Below are 21,801 nucleotides of genomic sequence, written 5' to 3' on the forward strand. Positions count from 1 at the left end.
TGCATCTCAAACTGCCTCAAGCTCGCTCATGAAGTCCTGGAGGTCGTCCAGGTCCGCATCGGTATTGGTATTCAAGCCACTGATCATGGCTGCGTATGCCTGCAGGTTTTCCGCCTGGAACAGCAAGGCGAGCGGCAGGTTGATGCCCAGCTCAACCTGCAGGCGAGCCATCACCTGGGTCGCCAGCAAGGAGTGGCCACCCAACTCAAAGAAGTTGTCGTAAAGGCCCACGTTGTCCAGCTTCAGCACATCGGCCCAGATCGCCGCAATCCGCTGCTCCAATGCACTTTGCGGCGCAGTGAACTGGCCCTGCAGCAGGCTGGCATCCGGTTGCGGCAGCGCCTTGCGATCCAACTTGCCGTTGCCGGTCAGCGGCAAGCTGGCCAGGAACAGCACATGAGCCGGCACCATGTAGTCCGGCAGGCTTGCCTTGAGCGCTTCGCGCAGGGAACCCCGCAGAAGAACCTGGCTTTCGAGGCTGTCCAGGACCGAGCTGTCACCCGGCACCACATACCCCACCAACTGCTTGCCCTGCGGGCCATCCTGAGCCAGCACCACGCCCTGACGCACAGCGCCCTGCTCCTGCAGGCGTGCTTCGATCTCACCCAGCTCGATACGGAAACCACGAATCTTCACCTGGTGATCAATTCGCCCCAGGTAGTCGATTACGCCATCACCGCCATAGCGGGCCAAATCGCCCGAGCGGTACAGGCGACCGCCCTGGCTATCGAAAGGGTTCGGCACGAAACGCTCAGCCGTCAACGCCGGACGACCGTGATAGCCACGCGCAAGGCCATCCTGGCCAATCATCAGTTCACCGTGGCTGCCTGGCACGATCGTGTTCAAGGTGCCGTCGAGCAAGTAGCAACTCAGGTCTGGAATGACCTCGCCAATGGGGCTGCTGCCAACATTCTTGAGATCATCCAGGCTGATCGGCCGGTAGGTCACATGCACCGTCGTCTCGGTGATGCCATACATGTTGATCAGGCGTGGCTGACGGTCGCCGAATACGTCGAGCCATGGCTTGAGGCTGCTCAGATCCAGCGCCTCACCGCCAAACACCACATACCGCAATGCCAGCTGGCTGCCGCCTCGCGCGGCTTCGCAGGCAAGCGGAATCAGTTGCTGGAATGCCGATGGCGTCTGGTTCAGCACCGTTACCTGCTCGCTGAGCAACAACGCATGGAAATCCTGCGAAGAACGCGCCACGTCTCGCGGCACGATGACCGCCTTGCCGCCATACAGCAGCGCGCCGTACAGCTCCCACACGGAAAAATCGAACGCGTAGGAGTGGAACACCGTCCACACGTCACTGGCGTCGAAGCGGAACCACTCCTGGGTGGCCGCGAACAAACGCACCACGTTATGGTGCGTCAACAGTGCACCTTTGGGCTTGCCAGTGGACCCGGAGGTGTAGATCACGTATGCCAGGTTCTGCGGCGATACCACGCAAGCCAGGTTGGCTTCGCTGTAGTCGGCCAGTGCCGTTTCGTCCAGATTCAGGCTTTGGATGCCTGCCGGAATGGGCAAGGCGTCACGCAAGTGGCTTTGGGTCAGCAACAAGCCGATGCCACTGTCCTCGAACAGGTAAGCGAGGCGATCCTGGGGGGACTCCGGGTCCAGCGGCACATAGGCGCCGCCCGCCTTGAGGATGCCGAGCAGGCCCACGACCATGTCCAGACTGCGCTCTACGGCAAGCCCCACCAGCACGTCGGGCCCCACGCCCAGTTCGCGCAGCTTGTGCGCCAGGCGGTTGGCGCGGCGGTTCAATTCGCCGTAGCTCAGTGTCTGAGCGCCAAAACTCACGGCGGGTGAACCAGGCGATAACTCGACCTGGGCTTCGATCAACTGATGGAGCGTGTGCTCGCTGGGGAATTTAGTCGGGTTGCGGTTCCAGTCCTGAACGATCCGAGCCTGCTCATGCTCTGCCAACAGAGGCAGGTCGGTAATGCGCTGCTCTGGTTCGCGGACGATTCCCTGCAGTAGATTCAGCCAATGATTGGCCATGTGCTCGACGGTCTTGGCCTCGAACAGGTCGGTGGCATAGGTCAGCGCAGCACTGATGCCTTGCTCATGCTCGAAGGTATCCAGGGTCAGGTCGAACTTGGCCGTGTGGCTGTCCCAGGCCAGCTCTTCCATTTCCAGGCCTGGCAAACTGCGGCGCTCGCCTTTGGCCTGGGTCTGGTGGTTGTACATCACTTGGAACAGAGGGCTGTGGCTGAGGTTGCGTTCGGTCTGCAGGGCCTCCACCAGCTGTTCGAACGGCAGGTCCTGATGCGCCTGAGCGCCTAGCGCACGCTGCTTGACCTGTTGCAGCAGCTGATTGAAGGTCATCTGCAGGTCGAATTCGGCGCGCAGCACCTGGGTGTTGACGAAGAAGCCGATCAGCCGCTCGGTCTCGACCCGGTTACGGTTGGCGACCGGCACACCGACGCGGATGTCGGACTGCCCGCTGTAGCGGTGCAGCAATGCCTGGAAGCTGGCCAGCAACACCATGAAGGGCGTGGCGCCCTGTTGCTGGGCCAATTGCTTCAGCGCGCCAGCCAACGTGTTGTCGATGGCCACGGTAATTCGGGCGCCCTGATAGCTGCTTATCGCTGGCCGCGGCCGATCGGCAGGCAACGCCAGCACGGGTTGCTCGTCACCGAGTTGCGCCGTCCAGTAGGCCAGCTGTCGCGCCTGCTCGCCGGCCTCCATCCAGTTACGCTGCCAGGTGGCGTAGTCGGCGTACTGCACCGGCAGCACAGGCAGGTCCACCTTCTGCCCTTGGCTGTAGCCGTGGTAGAGCTGCACCAGCTCATTGATCATCACGGGCATCGACCAACCGTCGGACACGATGTGGTGCAGGGTCAGCACCAGCACATGTTCGTCCTGTGCCAGGCCCAGCAACTTCACCCGCAGCAGCGGGCCGGTTTGCAGGTCGAAAGGCAGATGAGCTTCGTGCTCGACATGACCACGCACGCTGGCGTCATCGGTCTGCTCCAACTGCTCGAACATCAACTTGAAGGGACTGTGCGGATGGACCACCTGCACGGCCTGCTCCGCTTCCAGGCGGAACGTGGTGCGCAGGGTCTCATGACGGGCGATCAAAGCCTCGAAGCTACGCTGCAGGGCACCCGTGTCCAAATGCCCTTTGAAGCGCAGGACGGACGAGAGGTTGTACGCGGTACCCACCTCGCCCAGCTGTGACAGAATCCATAGCCGCTGCTGGGCATAGGAAAGCAGTACCGGCGCTTCTGGATCCCTCGGGAAGATCGGCGTGACCCCATACAGGTTGACGCCTTGTTTCTTGAGCAAGGCTGCCAACGCCTTACGTTTTTGGGTGGACAACGATACGACTGTATCGAGCAGCTCTTGCACAGGGAATCTCCTAAGAAATCAGCTCTTCAATTTCCTCCGTAGTTAGACGATTGAGCACTGCCAAGGATTTAGGCCCCCCTCGTGCACGATTCCCGTAGGAGCGGCCTTGCGTCGCGAAAGGGCTGCGTAGCGGACCCTGGGTCTCAGCTTCGCCGCCTAAATTGCTGGGGCCACTACGCAGCCCTTTCGCGACGCAAGGCCGCTCCTACACCGTTTGCGCCATGGGTGAGAGACGCGTTTAGTCTGCCGCGCGCAAAGACTAGGAAATCAGCTCATCGAGCTCCTCCGTGCTCAAGCTTTCGAGTAATGCCAGCGACTTGGCCAATTGGTCCTGGGTGGTGTCGACGACTGGCGCCTTACCTTCGAGCTGACGACTGAAGTCGGCCAGTACAGGGAACTCGAAGAGTTCTTTCAGTTCGGCCGAAACACCAGCTTGCTCCTGTATGCGAACGATCACCGAGGTGGCCAGCAGGGAGTGACCGCCCAGCGCGAAGAAATTGTCGGTCAACCCGACCCTCTCCAGCTTCAGCACATCCGCCCAGATCGCCGCGATCTGCTGTTCCAGCTCGCTCTGCGGCGCTACGTACTCGCCTTGCAGTTGGCTGGCATCCGGCTGCGGCAGGGCCTTGCGGTCCAGCTTGCCGTTCGGTGTTACCGGCAGCTTGCCGAGCAGCAGCAGGTGCGCAGGCACCATGTAATCCGGCAGGCCGACCTTCAGCGCCTCCCGCAGGCTGTCGCGCAGTGCGCCCTCGTCTTGCGTGCTGTCGGCAGGTACCACATAACCCACCAACTGCTTGCCGCTCAGGCCATCCAGGGCCAGTACCACCGCCTCCTGCACACTCGGCAGCTCCAGCAGGCGCGCTTCGATTTCACCCAGTTCGATACGCAAACCGCGGATCTTCACCTGGTGGTCAATACGCCCGGCGTAATCGATCACGCCGTCGGCGTCGTAACGTGCCAGGTCACCGGTGCGGTACAGACGCCCGCCGTTGTCGCTGAACGGGTCTGGCACGAAGCGTTCGGCAGTCAGCGCTGGGCGCTGGTGGTAACCACGGGCCAGGCCTACGCCCCCCAGGTACAGCTCGCCGGCACTGCCGCGTACCGCAGGTTGCAGGCTGCCTTCGAGGATGTGGGCCTTGAGGTTGTCGATCGGCTGGCCGATCGGCACGCTGATGCTTTCGTCCGGCTGGCAGGTCCAGTGGGTGACGTCGATGGCGGCTTCGGTCGGGCCGTACAGGTTGTACAGGCCGGCCGCTGGCAGGCGCTGCAGGGTCTGGCGGGCCAGCTCGGCGGGCAGCGCTTCACCGCTGCACACCACGCGTTTGAGGCTGACGCAGCTTTCCACTGCTTCGTGGGTCATGAACGCCTGCAGCATCGACGGCACGAAGTGCAAAGTGCTGATGGCGTACTGGTTGATGGTGTCGACCAGCAGTTGCGGGTCGCGGTGGGCACCTGGCTGGGCCATGACCAGACGGGCGCCGGTCATCAGCGGCCAGAAGAATTCCCACACCGACACGTCGAAGCTGAACGGGGTCTTCTGCAGCACGCTGTCGCTGGTATCCAGGCCGTAGGCTTTCTGCATCCACCACAGGCGGTTGACCAACGCCTGATGGCTGTTGCCGGCGCCTTTCGGGCGGCCGGTGGAGCCGGAGGTGTAGATCACGTAAGCGAGGTTCAGCGGCGCCACGTCGATGTTCGGGTTGGTGTCGCTGTAAGCACCGAGCTGCTCGGTGTCCAGGTCCAGGCTGCGCAGGCCGGCCGGGATCGGCAAGGCATCGCGCAGGTGCGACTGGGTCAGCAGCAAGGCGATGCCACTGTCGGCGAACATGTAGCTCAGGCGGTCTTGCGGGTATTCCGGGTCCAGCGGCACGTAGGCGCCACCGGCTTTGACGATGCCCAGCAGGCCGATGACCATCTCCAGGCTGCGCTCCATGGCGATGCCCACCAGCACGTCCGGGCCAACGCCCAGTTCACGCAGCTTGTGCGCCAGCTGGTTGGCTTGGCCATTGAGCTCGGCATAGCTCAGGGACTGCTCGCCAAACACCAGTGCCGGGGCGTGCGGGGTGGCAAACACCTGGGCTTCGATCAGCGAATGGATGCTGCGCTGATCCGGGTACGCCGCTTGGGTGTCGTTCCAGCGCTCGACCATCAGTTGCTCTTCTTGCAGGCCCAGCATCGGCAGCTCGCCGACCACTGCCTGCGCATTGGCAACCAGCGCCTGCAGTACGTTGGCGAAGCAACCCGCCAGTCGGCCAATGGCCTCGTCGCTCCACAGCGCACGGTCGTGGCTGTAGTGCATCGACAGGGTCGCGCCCAGTTCCACCACCAGGGTCAGCGGGTAGTTGGTCTGCTCCTGCACGGCCACGTCGCCAAAGCGCAACCCGCCAGGCGCGCCTTGCTGCAAGGCCTCGGACACCGGGTAGTTCTCGAACACCAGGATGCTGTCGAACAGCGCATCACCGCCCTGCCCTGCCCAGCGCTGCACGTCATACAGCGGGGTGTGCTCGAACTCGCGCACGGCCAGGTTGCTGGCCTGCACCTGGCCAATCCATTCGGCCACGGTCTGTTCGGCACGGGGTGCGCCGATCACCGGCAGGGTGTTGATGAACAGGCCGATCTGCTCTTCGACCCCAGCCAGGTCTGCCGGGCGACCCGCTACCGTGGCGCCGAAGCACACGCTGGCCTGGCCAGTGCAGCGCTGCAACAGCAGCAGCCAGGCCGATTGCACCAGGGTATTGACGGTGACCCGGTTGGCGCGGGCAAAGGCTTCGATGCGCGCCGTCTGCTCCGCATCGAAGGCCAGGCGATGATCACCGTAGCCGGTGCCTGCAACCCCCGCGCTACCGGCAATGGCCTGGGCCAGCCGGGTCGGCTCGTCGAGCCCGGCCAGCTGGGCCTTCCAGAAGCTTTCGGCAACCGCTGTGTCCTGGCCTTGCAGCCAGGCGATATAGTCGCGGTAATGCGTGGCTTGGGCCTGTGGCGCCAGCCCCGCGTAACGTTGCAGCACTTCGCCCAGCAAACGCGAGGTGCTCCAGCCATCCATCAGGATATGGTGGTTGGTGTAAATCAGGTGGTGGCGCGCCTCGCCCGTGCGCACCAAGGCCAGCCGCAGCAGCGGCGCCTCGGCCAGTTCGAAGCCGCGCTGGCGCTCGCCCTCGGCCAAGGCCTGCAAGGCGGCTTCCAGCGCCGGCTGGCCACGCCAGTCATGCTCGCTGCACGGCAACGCTACCGACTTGCGCACCACTTGCACGGCCTGCTCCAGCTCGCCCTGCAGCACGAACCCGCTGCGCAGGATGTCATGGGCATCGAGTGCGGCCTGCCAAGCCTGCTTGAAGCGCTGCACATCCAGCCCTTCGACATCGACCCGCAACTGGTTGATGTAGTTGCCGGCCTGCTGGTCGTAGAGGGTGTGGAACAGCATGCCCTGCTGCATCGGCGACAGCGGGTAGACATCGGCGATCTGCCCCGGGGCCAGCGGCAAGCTGTCTAGCTGGGCCTGGGTGAGTGCCGCCAGCGGGAAGTCCGACGGCGTCACGCCCTGGTGCTGAGGCTGGCAGCAATGCTCGACCAGCTCGGCCAACGCTTGCTCGTAGGCCTGGGCCAGGTGCTGGATGGTTTCCGGGCGGTAGACGTCTTCGCTGTAGGTCCACTCCAGGAACAGCTCGCCGCCGTACACCTGGCCGGTGATGCTCAGCCAGTTGCCCAACTGCGCACCGGCGCATTGGGTGCGGCCGGCGCTTTCGCCGCTAGGGCTGAACGATGCCGCGTCGGCGGCGGTGAAACTGCCGTCGAACTGGCCCAGGTAGTTGAAGGTGACGCGTGCCTGCGCGGCGCCGCTGAGCCGCTCGCGGGTCTGGGCATCGCCCAGGTAGCGCAGCAGGCCATAGCCGATGCCTTTGTCCGGCACGGCGCGCAGTTGCTCCTTGATCGCCTTGATCGACTCGCCAACGGCCTGGCCAGGGGCCAGACGTACCGGGAACAGGCTGGTGAACCAGCCGACCGTGCGGCTGAGGTCAAGGTCGTCGAACAGGTCTTCGCGGCCATGGCCTTCCAGTTGCACCAGCACCTCATCCTGCGCGCTCCACTGGCACAGCGTGCGCGCCAGCGCGGTCAGCAGCAGGTCGTTGATCTGCGTGCGATAGGCAGCGGGGGCCTGCTTCAGCAACTGCGCGGTACGCGCGGCATCCAGGCGCGACGCAGCAGTGCGGGCGTGCTGGTTGCCCAGGCTGCCCTGCGGGTTGTCACGCGGCAGTTCTGCCGGGCTGCCTTGCAGCACCTGCAGCCAGTAGTCGCCCTGTGCCTGCAGCGCCGAGCTGCTGGCATGCGCAACCAGCCGCTCGGCCCAGGTTTTCACCGAGCAGGTCTTGGCTGGCAGGCTTACCGGCTGACCTTTCAGGCGTTGCTGATAAGCCTCTTGCAGGTCCTCGAGCAGCACCCGCCAGGACACGCCGTCCACCACCAGGTGGTGAATGACCAACAGCAAGCGCTGCTGGCCATCGGCGAGGTCGAACAGTTCGGCACGCAGCAGCGGGCCTTGCTCAAGGTTCAAGCTGGCCTGCACCTCGGTGCCAGCGGCGTCCAGTTCGCCCAGCGCTGCGAGGCTGCGCTGGCGCACCAGCGGCGCACTGTCCAGGGCCTGGAAGCGGGCCTGCCACTGGCCGTTCTGGCGGCTGAAGCGCAGGCGCAAGGCATCGTGCTGCTCCAGCACCGCACGCAGGGCCGACTCCAGGTGTTCCACCTGCACGCGCTGGGCCGGTTTCAACAGCATCGACTGGTTCCAGTGCCCTGGCTGGGCGATGTCCATCTCGAAGAAGCGCGCCTGCGCGGGCAGCAGCACCACTTCACCGCTGACAGCGGTGTCCACCGGGGCAGCGGCTGCCGGTTGCTTGGCTTCGATGCGCTTGGCGACCTGGGCCAGTTGGCCGACGGTCTGCTGTTCGAACAGCTGCTTGGGGGTGATCTTGATGCCCTGGCGCTTGGCCCGGGCGATGATCTGCAGGCTGAGGATCGAATCGCCGCCCAGCTCGAAGAAGTTGTCGCTGCTGCCCACGCGTTCCAGCTTGAGCACGTCGGCCCATACCGCGGCCAGCTTCTCCTCGATGTCGCCTTCAGGCGCCACGTAACCACGGCTTACCGCGCCCGGCGCCGGCAAGGCGCGCTTGTCGAGCTTGCCGTTGGCGGTCAGCGGCAGACGCTCGAGCAACAGCACCTGCGCAGGCACCATGTAGTCGGGCAAGCGGGCCTGCAGTTGCGCCTGCAACTGCGGCACGGTCACGCCCGCTTCGGCCACCACGTAGGCCACCAGTTGCAGGCGCTCGGCATCGCCTTCCAGCGGCAATGCCAGGACCACGGCGTCGCTGACATCGGGCAGCCCGGCGAGCACGCGACCGATTTCACCCGGTTCGACGCGATAGCCACGGATTTTCACCTGGTCATCGGCACGCCCGATAAATTCCACCAGGCCTTCAGCGCTCAACCGCGCCCGGTCGCCGGTGCGGTACAGGCGGGCGCCATCGGCCGCCGGCACGAAGCGTTCGGCCGTCAGCGCGGGCTGGCCCAGGTAACCCTGGGCAACGCCCTGGCCACCCAGGTAGAGCTCGCCGACCACCTGCGGCGCCAGCGGGTTGAGGTAGCCATCGAGCACTTCGGCGCAGGCATTGCCCAGCGGGCGACCGACCGGCACCGTGCGGCAGTTGGCCAGGCGCTGGTCGGGTTCGAAGGTGAGCACGCCGACCGTGGTCTCGGTCGGGCCGTAGTGGTTGATGACGCGGCATTCGGGGCGCAATGCGCGGATTTTTTCCAGCAGGCTCCAAGGGCATGCTTCACCGCCCAGAATCAGTGCTTCAGCAGGCAGCACATCGGCGGCGCAGGCAGCCTGCAGCAGGCCCTGCAGGTGGCTTGGCACCAGCTTCACCACGCCCACCTGATGCTGCGCCATGTAGCTGGCGAAACCATCCGGGTCGAAGGCCAGCTCCTGCGGTAGCAAATGCAGCAAGCGGCCCGAGGCCAGGGCGCCGAACAGTACGGTGTGGCCGAGGTCGGCGGCGGTGGTGGACACCATGGCCATGCTCGCCCCGACCGGCAGTTGCAGGCGTTCGAGCACAGCCTGGATATAGCTGGCCAATGCCCCGTGGCTGACCACCACGCCCTTGGGCTGGCCGGTCGAACCCGAGGTGTAGATCAGATAAGCCGGCTGCTCTGGGCTGACCGCGACCGCCACCGGGCTGTCGCTGCAGGCCGCCCACGTCGGGGGCTCGCAGGCAACCGCCTGCAAGCCGTCGAGGCCAGCGAAGCGGGTATCGCCAGGCTCATGCAACAGCACGGCGGCGCCGCTGTCGACGATCAACTGCTGCAGGCGCTCTTGCGGCTGCTGGGTATCCAGCGGCAGGTAGGCGGCGCCGGTCTTGAGCACCGCCAGCATGGCCGTGACCCAATCGATGGAGCGTGGCAGGCACAGGGCAACGATGCTGCCGGCACCGACGCCACGCTGGCGCAGGTAGTCGGCTACGCGGTTGGACGCAGCGTCCAGCCCGCCCTGGGTCATGAAGCGCTCACCAGCGCGCACGCCGCCCTGGGCCTGCCCTTGCGCCATCGCCTGGTGCCACAGGGCGAGGAAGTCGCGGTGCGGGTAGGTTTCTGCTGCGGTCGGCTGCTGCGCCGCTACCTCCAGGTGGTCGACGATCGGCTGCTGTTGGGCATGGCTCAGCACGTCCAGCACGCGCCGCAGCGAATCGGCGAGGCGCTGGATGGTGGCGGGTTCGAACAGGTCGGTGGCGTAGGTGAAGTACCCCTCGATGCCATCGGGTTTATCCGAGAAGTCGAACGCCAGGTCGAAGCGCGCATCGCCACCTTCACGGGCGAAGCCTTCCACCTCCAGCGTGCCCAGGCGCTTGCGCGACGCGTCGCCCGCCGCCACGTGCTGGTTGATCTTGAACTGGAACAGCGGGTTGTGGGCCAGGTTGCGCTCTGGCAGCAAGGCATCGACCAGGTGCTCGAACGGCAGCTCCTGGTGCGACTGAGCGCCGCCGATCACGTCCTTGACCTGCTCTAGCAGCTCGGCGAAGGTCGCGCGTTCGTCTACCTGCACGCGCAGCACCTGGGTGTTGATGAAGAAGCCGATCAGGCCTTCCAGCTCCTTGCGGTTACGCCCCGCATTCGGCGCGCCGATGCGGATGTCCGACTGCCCGCTGTAGCGCGACAGCACCACCGCCATGGCCGCCAGCATCAGCACGAACAGCGTGTGCCCGCCCTTGCGCGCCTGGCTGCGCAGCGCTTCGGCCTGCTCGGCGCCAATCTGCAGTTTGAGCACTGCGCCGCGGTAGCTCGGCGTGGCGGGCCGTTCGAAGTCCAGCGGCAGGCTCAGCAGCGGCTGCTCGTCACCCAGTTGCGCCTGCCAATACGCCAGCTGGCGCTGGGCCTCACCGGCCTCGAGCCAGGCGCGCTGCCAGATCGCATAGTCGGCGTACTGGATCGGCAGGGCCGGCAATTGCGCCTCGCGGCCTTCAGCCAGGGCGGTGTACAGCTGGATGAACTCCTGCACCAGCAAGTCGCTCGACCAACCGTCGGAGATGATGTGGTGCATGCTCAGGGCCAATACGTGGTGCTCGGCGCTCAGGCGCAGCAGGGTGACCCGCATCAGCGGCCCGGTCAGCAGGTCGAACGGTTGCTTGAGCGCGGCATCGACGGCTTCGCTCAAGGCGGCTTCATCGTCGCCCGCCTGGAACTCGACCACGTCCAGCACCAGCGGGCAGGCGTCGAGAATCTCCTGGTGGAACTCGCCTTCATCCGATACGAAGCGCGTACGCAGCGACTCGTGACGGCTGACCAGCGCATCCAGCGCCTGCTGCAGCACCGTTAGCTCCAGAGCGCCCTTGAGGCGCACGGCCATCGGCACGTTGTAGGCCGGGCTGTCGGGTTCCAACTGCCAGAGAAACAGCAGGCGCTGCTGGGCAAACGACAAGGGAATGCGCGCCAGGCCCTGGCGTGCAGGCACGATGGGCAGCAGGCGGAAGCTCTGCCCGGTGGCCTGCATTTTCGCCAGGATCTGCTGACGCTGCTCCACAGGCAGGCTGACGAAGCGTTGGGCAATGCGTTGTGCGGGGGTGAGTTGCATGTCAGGCCTCGGTGAATTCGTTCATCATTTTTTCGATATCGCTCAGGCCGTCGTCGCTCAGCGACAGGCCTTGTTCATCCAGTGCCTGGGCGAACGCGCGCAGCTCGGGGTGGGCGAAGATCAGCCGCAGCGGTATGTCCAGGCCCAGTTCCACGTTGATGCGCGATACCGCTTGCGCCGCCAGCAGGGAGTGGCCGCCGAGTTCGAAGAAGTTGTCGTTCAGGCCGACCTGGCCGAGGTTGAGCAACTGCGCCCAGATCTGCGCCAGTTGCTGTTGCAGTTCGGTCTGCGGCGCTTCGTAGTCGTGCTGTGGCTGGCTGGGGTCGGGCAATGGCAGCGCCTTGCGGTCGAGCTTGCCGCTGGGGGTCAGCGGCATGCTCGGCAGGGTCACCAGGTAGGACGGGATCATGTAGTCCGGCAGGCTGGCCTTGAGGTACTGCTTGAGGGCCTGGCGCAGATCGCCGCTGGCGCCTTGAGCAGGTACCGCGTAGGCGCACAGCTGCTTGCCGCTGGGCAGGTCGATGGCCAGTACCGTCGCCTCGCGAACGTCCGGGTGTGCGCGCAGGTACTGCTCGATCTCGCCCAGTTCAATGCGAAAGCCACGCACCTTCACCTGGTGGTCAGCCCGCCCGCGATAGGCCAGTTGCCCATGTGGGTCGTAGTAGCCCAGGTCGCCGGTACGATACAGGCGGCCACCGCCCACGCTGTCGAACGGGTCGGGGATGAAGCGCTCGGCCGTCAGCGACGGGCGCTGGTGGTAACCCCGCGCCAGGCACCCTGCCCCGCCAATGAACAGCTCGCCAGAGACGCCCACTGGGGTCGGCGCCAGGCCATCGTCCAGCGCGTGCAGGGTACGGCCCGGCAGCGCTCGGCCAATCGGTACACCGCCCTGGCTGATCTGCGCGGGTGTCATCTGCGAGCAGTCGAAGGTGGTGGCCACCACGGTCGCTTCGGTCGGCCCGTAGGTGTTCAGCAGACGCACCGCCGGCGGCCCATCGGCCAGCCAGGCGCGCAGGGCGTCTTCCGGCACCGCTTCACCGCCAACGTGGATCTGTTTCAGCCGGCCATAGGCCTCTGGCCCGCGACGCTCCAGGGCCAGCAGGCGCCAGTAGGCGGCGGGCAAGTCGGCCACGGTCACACCGTGGCGGTTGATTTCGTCCAGCAGGGTGGCGGTGTCCCACAGCCGCAGGTCGCGCAGCACCACGCAAGCGCCTTGCGCCAGCGGCGGGAAGAACTGCTCGATAAAGCCGTCGAAGCTGAAGGTGGCGAACTGCAGCACGCGATCACTCGGGCTCAGGCGTGAGTAGCCGGCGGCCACCTGGCAGAACACCGACAGCGCATGGTGGTCGATGGCCACGCCCTTGGGCACGCCGGTGGAACCCGAGGTGTAGATGACGTAGGCCAGGTTGTGCAGCGCCACCAGGTTAGGCAGCGGCTCGGCCGGCCAGGCGTGCAGCCACTGGGTGCCGGGTTCGAGCACCAGGCAAGGCAGCTGCGGGTCCAATTGCAAACGCGCCAACGACGGCGCATCGGCCAGCAGCAGGCCGATGCCGCTGTCTTCGACCATATACGCCAGGCGCTCTTGCGGGTAGTCCGGGTCCAGCGGCACATAGGCACCGCCGGCCTTGTGGATGGCGATCAGCGCCAGCGCCATGCCCAGGCCACGCTCGACGGCCACACCCACCAGGCAGTCAGGGCCTACGCCCATTGCACGCAGGCGGTGGGCCAACTGGTTGCTGCAGCGGTCCAGCTCGGCATAGCTCAGTTGCTGATCATCGAAGATCAGCGCCACGGCGTCTGGCTGCGCACGCGCCTGGCGCTCCAGCAACTGGTGGGCGCACAGGCCGCTGCTGGCTGCTGGCGCTGGGTTCCAGCCATGGGTCAGCTGGCGACGCTCATCGTCGCCCAGGAAGTCCAGCTCGGCGATGCAGCGCTGTGGCTCGGCGCAGATGGCTTCGAGCAGCGCTTGCCAATGCCCGGCCATGCGCTCGATGCGCGGCGCATCGAACAGGTCGGTGGAGTAGTTGAACGAGGCGGTCACACCGTCGGAGCGCTCCAGGGTATTGAGCGAGATGTCGTACTGCGCGCCCGGCTCCAGCAAGTCCACTTCGCGGACCTTGAGGCCCTGCAGGGCATCGCTGGACACCTGCTCGCCCAGGTCGCGCAAATGGTTGTAGAGCACCTGGAAGAACGGGTTCACGCCCTGGTCGCGCTCTGGGTACAGGGCCTCGGCAACCTCCAGGAACGGCACGTCCTTGTTGGCCTGCGCCTGCAGGGTGGTTTCCTTGATCGCCGCCAGCAACTGCAGGAACGGCAGGCTGCCATCGACGCCGACCCGCGCCACCACCACGTTGATGAAGAAGCCGATCAGCCCTTCGAGCTCCAGGCGGTTGCGGTTGGTCACTGGGACACCGATATTGATCGTGTCCTTGCGGCTGTAGCGCGACAGCACGATGGCGTAGGCCGCCAGAAACACATGGAACAGCGTGGCATTGGACGCCACCGCCAGGGCCCTCAGGCGCTCGGTGAGGGCCAACGGCAGGCGCAGGTCGAAGCGGCTGCCCTGGTAACTTTTGGCCGGCGGGCGAATACGGTCGGCGGGCAGTTCGAGCACTTCGAAATCGTCCTCCAGGCGCGCCTTCCAATAGTCGATCTGTGCCTGCATCTGCCCCTCGGCCAGCCATTTGCGCTGCCAGGCGGCGAAGTCGGCGTACTGCACCGGCAGCGGCTCGATGGCCCTTGCCTGGCCGCTGGCAGCCTCGTTGTAGGCAGCAGCGAACTCGCGTACCAGCAGGCTCATCGACCAACCGTCAGAGACGATGTGGTGCAAGGTCAGCGACAGCAGGTGCTCGTGCGCATGCACCTTGAACAGGCGCGCACGCAGCAGCGGGCCGTGCTCCAGGTCGAACGTGGTAAAGGCTTCGGCTTCGAGCTTGCGCATCTGCGCGGCCTCGTCTTGGCCGCTGAGGTCTTCGAAGCCGATCGGTACCGAAGCGGCGGGCAGAATGCGCTGCCACGGCAAGCCGTTGGCTTCGACGAACACCGTGCGCAGTGATTCGTGGCGTGCCACCAGTGCATCCAGCGCGGCCTGCACGGCTGCGCGGTCGAGGGCGCCTTGCATGCGCACGGCCATCGGTGTGTTGTAGGCCAGGCTTTGCGGGTTGAGTTTCCAGAACAGCCACTGGCGGTTTTGCGAGCGGGACACCGGCAGCGGCTGCTGGCGGTCGAGGATCTCGATCTCCAGCCCCGCGCCCTGCTCGCCCTCGGCCACGGCCTGGGCAAAGGCCTGCAGGTCGAGCGTGTCGAACAGCGTGCGCAGCGGGATGTCCAGGCCCAGGTGCTTGCGCACCCGCGACACGGCCTGGGTGGCCAGCAGCGAATGCCCACCCAGGGCAAAGAAGTTGTCGCCCAGGCCCACCTGCGGCACCTGCAGCACCTCGGCCCAGATCTGCGCCAGCTGCACCTGCAACGGGGTTACCGGTGCCTGGTAGGCCACCTGGGTGGCGACCGGCGCGGGCAGCGCCTTGATGTCGACCTTGCCGTTGACCGTCACCGGCAGGCGCTCCAGTACCATCAGGTGGGTGGGTACCATGTGCTCGGGCAGCAGCCCTTTGAGCGTGGCGCGAATCGCCTCCTGCCAGGCCTGGCTGTCTGCCGGCATCTGGCTGGGCACCAGCCAGGCCGCCAGTTGCAGCTCCGGCGCCTGGCCCTGGACCCGCACCAGGGCATTGGCGACGCCCTCCAGCCCACGCAGCTGGTTCTCGATTTCGGCCAGCTCCACGCGGTAGCCACGGATTTTCACCTGGCCGTCCATGCGCCCGGCGAACTGCAGCTCGCCCGTAGCGCTCTGCCGTACCCAGTCGCCGCTGCGGTACAAGCGCTCGCCATTACCGTTCGGGTCGGGCACAAAACGCTCAGCAGTCAACGCCGGGCGGGCGAGGTAGCCACGGGCAAGGCCTGCCCCGCCGATGTACAGCTCGCCTTTGGCCTTGGCCGGCAAGGGCTGCAGGCAGCAGTCGAGCACGCTGACGCGTGCATTGGCCAGCGGTTGGCCGAGCGAAGCCTGGTTGTCCAGTTCGGCCACCAGCACGCCGACCGTGGTCTCGGTCGGGCCGTAGTGGTTGAACACCTTGAGTGCTGGGGCCAGCGCGCGGATCTTGCCGAGCAGGCCCGGGCTGATGGCTTCGCCGCCCAGTACCAGGCACTGCCCCGGCAGTGCCGAGCGGCCGGCGACCAGCATGGCCTCCAGGTGCGAGGGCACGATTTTCAGTGCATCCACCTGGTGCTGCGCCAGGTAGGCCGCGAAGCCTTCGGCATCCAGTACCTGATCGCGCAGCAGCAGGTGCAAGGTCTGGCCGCCACACAGGGCGCCGAATAGCATGGTGTGGCCGAGGTCCGCAGCCGGGGTCGAGACCTGCGCCATGCTGTGGATCTGGCTCATCGGCAGGCGCGCGGCGATGCCCTCGACATAGTTGCCCAACGCGCCATGGCTGATTGCTACGCCCTTGGGCTGGCCGGTGGTGCCGGAGGTGTAGATCACGTAGGCGAGGTTGGCCGCTGCAACGGCACGCCGTGGGGCGCTTTCACGAGCGGCCTGGGTGTGTTCCCAGGCCAGCCGATGGACGCCACCTGGCAGCGCTGCCTGCCAATTGCCGGGCGCCAGCACCAGGCGGGTGCCGCTGTCGGCGAGCATGTAGGCCAGGCGTTCGGCCGGTTGCTCGGGCTCCAGTGGCAGGTAGGCGCCGCCCGCCTTGAGCACGCCGAGGATGCTGGCGAGCATGCCGACACTGCGGTCGGCCAGCACGCCGACCAGAGTGTCCGGCTGCACGCCAGCTTCGACCAGCCTGTCGGCGATGGCCTCGGCACGGGCATCAAGCCCGGCAAAGCTGGCCGCCTCGCCTGCTGCCATCACGGCGGTGCGCTCGGGGTGGCGCTGGGTAGCCTCGGCAAAGCGCTGGTGGACCAACAACGGCTCGGCGGCCTGCCCATGCGCATTCAGGGTGGCGGCCAGGCCTGGCAACGGCAACTCGCCCACCGCACCGGGGGCCTCGTCGGCCAGCGCCTGCACCAGCGCCAGCCATTGTTCGCCAAGGGCCTCGACAGTGGCCGCATCGAACACATCGAGGGCATAGGTGAAGGCAGCATGCAGCTGGCCGGCCCGCTCGTGGGTATCCAGTGCCAGGTCGAAACGGGCGCTGTGCTTTTGCAGGGTGATCGGTGCCAGGCTCAGCCCGGAGCGGGTCTTGATGGCTTCGACATCCGCCACCTGGGCCTGGTGGTTGAACAGCACCCGGAACAGCGGGCTCTCGGTGCTGCGCGGCAGCTCCAGGGCCTCGACCAGTTGTTCGAACGGCAGGTCCTGGTGGCTTTGCGCGCCCACGGCGGTTTCGCGTACGCGCTGCAGCAGGCCGGCGATATCCAGCAGTGGGTCGATTTCGGTGTGCAGCACCTGGGTATTGATGAAGCAGCCGATCAGGCCCTGGCTTTCGGCACGGTTGCGGTTGGCAATGGGCACCCCGACGCGGACGGCGCTCTGCCCGCCATAGCGCTGCAGCAGCAGCTTGAAGGCTGCCAGCAGGACCATGAACAGGGTGACGTTGTGCCGACGCGCCAGGCCGCGCAGGCGTTCAGCGACATCGGCGGCAATCGGGAATTCGTGACGCGCGCCGCGGTAGTTCGGCCGACCGCTGCGGGCGCGGTCCAGTGGCAGCTCCAGCGGCGAGTGATCGTCGCCCAGGCGCGCCTGCCAGTACGCCAACTGGCGGTCCTGCTCGCCAGCCTCAAGCCAGCTGCGCTGCCACAGGGCGTAGTCGCGGTACTGGATCGGCAAGGGTTCGAGTGTGGCTTCGGTGCCGGCCACGGCGGCATCGTAGAGGTGCAGGAACTCGTCGATCAGCACGTTCATCGACCAGCCATCGGCGACGATATGGTGCAGGGTCAGCAGCAGCACATGGTCCTGTTCTGCCAGTTGCAGCAGACGCACGCGCAGCAGCGGGCCGGCGGCCAGGTCGAAGGGGGCCAGGGCCTCTTCTTCGGCGATGGATTCGAGGGCGTGTTGGCGGGCCTCTTCGGCCAGCTCGCTCAAGCCGTCCTGGCGCAACTGCAGCGGGGCGGCGGCTGCATCGACTTGCTGACGCACATCATCGCCGTCGGCGACGAAGCGGGTGCGCAGGGTTTCGTGGCGGGCCACCAGGGCATCGAAGGCGTGCTGCAGGGCCACCCGGCTCAGCGGGCCATGCAGGCGCACGGCCATGGGCAGATTGTAGGCTGCGCCTTGGGGGTCGAGCTGCCAGAGGAACCACATGCGCCGCTGCGCGTAGGACAGCTGGTCACGCTCGTCGACCTCGACACCTGGCGCGATCGGCAGCACGGAGAAGTCCATGCCCTCGCCCTGCAGCGCCTTGAGGAACAGGCGGCGCTTGTCGGGGCTGAGTTCGATGAAGCGGCGAGCGAGTTTGAGCGTCTGTTCAGCATTCATGTCGAGCGATGTCCTGGCAGTCGAGCGGTAACTGTCAGACGAAGGCATGGGGGGCTGATTTAGGGGCGCAGGAATTTGGGGGGGGCGGTGGGTGCATGCCTTGAGGTTTGCAGCGCCTGGGAGATCGAGCGCCGCCCGCGCGGCGCTTCGCGGGGCAAGCCCGCTCCCACATCTGTTTCGGGCCAGTGAGTCCTGTTATATAGGCGCGCGACCCCTTGTCTGTACGACGCTATATCGAGGCGGGCGCCAAGGGGCCGCGCGCCAATGCTTCAGGAATAATTGGCCCGAAACAAATGTGGGAGCGGGCTTGCCCCGCGAAGCGCCGCGCGGGCGGCGCTCGATCTCCAGGGCGCTGCAAACCTCAAGGCATGCACCCCTGCCCCCGAAAAAAACCAATCAACGCAAAACCTGCGAATACCCCTCCGCCATCGCCACCACCACCTTGCGCTTCCCGGTAAACGGCGACCGCGCATGGGCCGCAAGCATGTTGTCGAGCATCAGCACGTCATTCTCCAGCCAAGGAAAACTGACCGTGCACTCATCCAGCACCCCACGCACTTCATCGAGCAGCGAATCCTCAATGGTCGAACCATCGCCGTAATACACATTCCGCGGCAGGTCCTCCTCCTCGACAATGTCCATCAGCGACTCACGCACCTCCGGCTGCAAGTTCGAGACATGGAACAGGTGCGCCTGGTTGAACCAAACGTCCTCCCCCGTCACCGGATGGCGCGCCACCACCTGGCAGCGCTGCCGGGTGCGCAGTTCGCCATCTTCCTTCCAGATGCATTCAATGGCATGCGCCCGGCAGTACGCCTCGACCTGGCGTGGGTCTTCGGTGTTGAACACCTGCGACCACTCCACATCCAGCCCATTACCGTAGTTGCGCACATACATCAGCCCCTTCTCGACCAGCCGCTCGCGAATACGCGCCGGCATCCGCCGGTAGACCTCGCGGCTGTCGGCAATCGGCGTCTCGCCCCCGGTCTCGGCAGGGATCACGCTGTAAAACCAGATCTTCATCGGCCACTCGAGGGTATAGGCCTGTTCGTTGTGCAAGGGGATGCTCTGGTGCGCCGGGTATTCGGTCGAGGTGTACACCCCTTTGGTCACGTTGCTGCGCGGCGTGGAGCCGAACTCGTAGTTGAGCAGCGGGTGGCCGAAGGCGGCAGCGAACTGGCGGAAAGCCTCGGCCCCACCCACCTGGAAGCCCCTGAACAGGATGCCGCCCGCATGCAGCAGGTGGCGTTCCACCAGCGGCTTCAGTTCTTCGAATGCGTCGAGCAGGTCGATGCCGGGCTCTGGCGCGCGCACCAGCAGCGGCAGGTCGCCGCGGGCGGCGTCCAGGGGTTCGATCGCAAAGCTCAGCAATTCACTCATGTACCGTCACCTCAAGCCAGGGCCGCCATGGCGGCGAAATCGGATGCTGCGCCATCAGGGCGCCTGACTAGATGAACGAGCGTGCCCGGCAGAAATTCACCCGCCCCCACTCACAAGGTAAAGCGAGCGCGCGCCGGTTCGTCTGAACGATGTGCACCCTTTTATCGTCCAGGAACCTTACATGACACGCCAGCTTCTGCTCCTCGCCCTGCTTGCCGCGGCCCCTGCCGTGGCCTGGTCGGCCGTGGACTGCGCCGTAGAGATCCACGGCACCGACCAGATGACCTTCGACAAGGCCGAAATCACCGTACCCAAGGCCTGCACGTCGTTCACCGTCACCCTCGCCCACCCCGGCCAGATGCCCAAGAACGTCATGGGCCACAACTGGGTACTGAGCACCCAGGCAGACATGCAAGGCGTGCTGGACGATGGCCTGAAGGCCGGTGAGGCACAGGATTACGTGATGCCAGGCGACACCCGGGTGCTTGCCCACACCCGCCTGATCGGCGGCGGTGAAACAGACAGCGTCACCCTCGACACCCGGTCGTTGAAGGCAAGGACCGCCTACAGCTTCTACTGCTCGTTCCCGTTCCACAGCACCTTGATGAAGGGCACCCTGGCCCTCGGGAGCTGACCCCGCTGCGCCGCCCACCCCCACTCCATCACCGAGATCGCGCTTCATGAAAACGTCTTCCCCCGGGGCCATCCGCGAATTGCTGGGCCTGCTGAAACCCTACCGCCCGGCGGTCATCGTCTCGGTGCTGCTGGGCATGGTCGGCGGCTTGGCCGTGACCGCGCTGCTGGCCACCGTCAACCAGGGCCTGCATGCCGCCGACGGCATGAGCCAGGGTGTGATCCTGGCCTTCGCCGGCCTGTGCGTGCTGGCACTGGTGAGCAGCGTGGCCGCCGACAGCGGCACCAACTACGTCGGCCAGAAGGTCATTGCCCGGCTGCGCAAAGACCTGGGCGCCAAGGTGCTGTCTGCGCCCATCGAGCAGATCGAGCGCTACCGCACCCACCGCCTGATCCCGGTGCTGACCCGCGACGTCGACACCATCAGCGACTTCGCCTTCGCCTTCGCGCCGCTGGCGATCTCACTCACCACCGTGATCGGCTGCATGGCCTACCTGGCCTGGCTGTCGTGGCCGATCTTCCTCATCACCCTGGTGGCGATCGGCATTGGCAGCGCGATTCAGTATGTCGCCCGGCAAAAAGGCGTGGCCGGCTTCAACGCCGCCCGCGACGCCGAGGACAACCTGCAGAAGCACTACTCGGCGATCGCCGAAGGCGCCAAGGAGCTGCGCATCGACCGCCGCCGCCGCCACGCCATGCTGACCCGCAATATTCAGGGCACGGCGGACTTCATCGCCAACACCCACATCCGCTCCATCAACATTTTCGTGGCAGCCAAGAGCCTGGGTTCGATGCTGTTCTTCGTGGTCATCGGCTTGACCCTGGCCCTGCAATCGCTGTGGCCGAGCAACGACCCAGCGGTGATGAGCGGCTTCGTGCTGGTGCTGCTGTACATGAAAGGCCCGCTGGAGACGCTGATCGGCAACCTGCCGATTCTCGGCCGCGCCCAGGTGGCGTTCCGCCGCATCGCCGACCTGTCCGAGCGCTTCTCCTCGCCCGAACCGCACCTGCTGCTGGACCAGCCGGTCAAACGCAGCGCCCCGGGCAGCGCCCACCTGGAGCTGCACAATGTCGAATACGCCTACCCACCGGTGGACGGCAAAGAGCCGTTTCGCGTGGGGCCGGTGAACCTGAGCATCGAGCCGGGCGAGATCCTGTTCATCGTCGGTGAGAACGGCTGCGGCAAGACCTCGCTGATCAAGCTGCTGCTGGGCCTGTATACCCCGCAGCGCGGCGAAGTGCGCCTGAACGGCGTGGCAGTCGGGCCGGAAGGGCTGGACGATTATCGCCAGCTGTTCACCACCGTGTTCGCCGATTACTACCTGTTCGAAGACCTGCCCGAGCACGAGCACAGCCTGCCGAGTGATGCCACGCGCTACCTGGAGCGGCTGGAGATTGCGCACAAGGTCAGCGTGCGCGATGGCGCGTTTACCACCACCGACCTCTCGACCGGGCAGCGCAAGCGCCTGGCCCTGGTCAATGCATGGCTGGATGGCCGGCCGGTGCTGGTGTTCGACGAGTGGGCGGCCGACCAGGACCCGACCTTCCGCCGGGTGTTCTATACCGAGCTGCTGCCGGACCTGAAGCGGCTGGGCAAGACCATCATCGTGATTTCGCATGATGACCGGTACTTCGATACGGCGGACAAGGTGGTGCACCTTAGCCGCGGGCAGGTGGTTGAGGCGCTGGAGCCGGCGTGAGATAGCGTTATGAGGGCTTGAGGGGCGGTCAGGGTAATGACCGCCCTTTTTTGTGCGCGCTGAGAATGCATGGGCGCAGCAAGGGACTTGTCTTGGTATTTATAGCGCCCGGGAGATCGAGCGCCGCGCGGGCGGCG

Annotated in this window: 5 protein-coding genes and 1 pseudogene; 2 read left to right on the forward strand and 4 right to left on the reverse strand. The window is 65.8% G+C overall.

Annotated features, from left to right (window positions below):
• Positions 1-6: 6 nt before the first annotated feature.
• The 4 genes and pseudogenes from LJX93_RS19785 to LJX93_RS19800 all read right to left on the reverse strand — a co-directional run.
• A pseudogene (locus tag LJX93_RS19785) lies at positions 7-3,243 on the reverse strand (amino acid adenylation domain-containing protein); the annotation flags it as partial.
• Positions 3,244-3,619: 376 nt separating this feature from the next.
• Positions 3,620-11,473: a non-ribosomal peptide synthetase gene (locus LJX93_RS19790; protein ID WP_227696304.1), complete on the reverse strand. Its 7,854-nt coding sequence runs from the start codon at positions 11,471-11,473 to the stop codon at positions 3,620-3,622.
• A gap of 1 nt (position 11,474) precedes the next feature.
• Entirely contained in the window at positions 11,475-17,951 is a 6,477-nt protein-coding gene (locus LJX93_RS19795; protein WP_227696305.1) for a non-ribosomal peptide synthetase, read from the reverse strand.
• Between the two features lie 396 nt (positions 17,952-18,347).
• The gene (locus LJX93_RS19800; RefSeq protein ID WP_033699720.1) at positions 18,348-19,331 is read right to left on the reverse strand and encodes a TauD/TfdA family dioxygenase; all 984 of its coding nucleotides are present in this window, start codon (positions 19,329-19,331) and stop codon (positions 18,348-18,350) included.
• A gap of 181 nt (positions 19,332-19,512) precedes the next feature.
• On the opposite strand from LJX93_RS19800, the gene azu reads away from it, so the two are divergent.
• Together azu and LJX93_RS19810 are read left to right on the forward strand one after the other, a co-directional pair.
• Positions 19,513-19,965, forward strand: coding sequence for an azurin (gene azu, locus LJX93_RS19805; protein WP_095063769.1), 453 nt, complete (start codon positions 19,513-19,515; stop codon positions 19,963-19,965).
• A gap of 46 nt (positions 19,966-20,011) precedes the next feature.
• Complete coding sequence (locus tag LJX93_RS19810) at positions 20,012-21,664, forward strand: cyclic peptide export ABC transporter (RefSeq protein ID WP_227696306.1); 1,653 nt, start codon at positions 20,012-20,014, stop codon at positions 21,662-21,664.
• Positions 21,665-21,801: the final 137 nt, after the last annotated feature.

Source organism: Pseudomonas sp. HN2-3 (genome assembly GCF_020691745.1).
Classification (GTDB): domain Bacteria; phylum Pseudomonadota; class Gammaproteobacteria; order Pseudomonadales; family Pseudomonadaceae; genus Aquipseudomonas; species Aquipseudomonas capeferrum.

Excerpts from the sequence above, each read along its gene's own strand:
- LJX93_RS19795 (WP_227696305.1), bottom strand. The coding sequence starts at position 17,951 with ATGAATGCTGAACAGACGCTCAAACTCGCTCGCCGCTTCATCGAACTC.
- LJX93_RS19810 (WP_227696306.1), top strand. The coding sequence starts at position 20,012 with ATGAAAACGTCTTCCCCCGGGGCCATCCGCGAATTGCTGGGCCTGCTG.
- azu (WP_095063769.1), top strand. The coding sequence starts at position 19,513 with ATGACACGCCAGCTTCTGCTCCTCGCCCTGCTTGCCGCGGCCCCTGCC.
- LJX93_RS19790 (WP_227696304.1), bottom strand. The coding sequence starts at position 11,473 with ATGCAACTCACCCCCGCACAACGCATTGCCCAACGCTTCGTCAGCCTG.
- LJX93_RS19800 (WP_033699720.1), bottom strand. The coding sequence starts at position 19,331 with ATGAGTGAATTGCTGAGCTTTGCGATCGAACCCCTGGACGCCGCCCGC.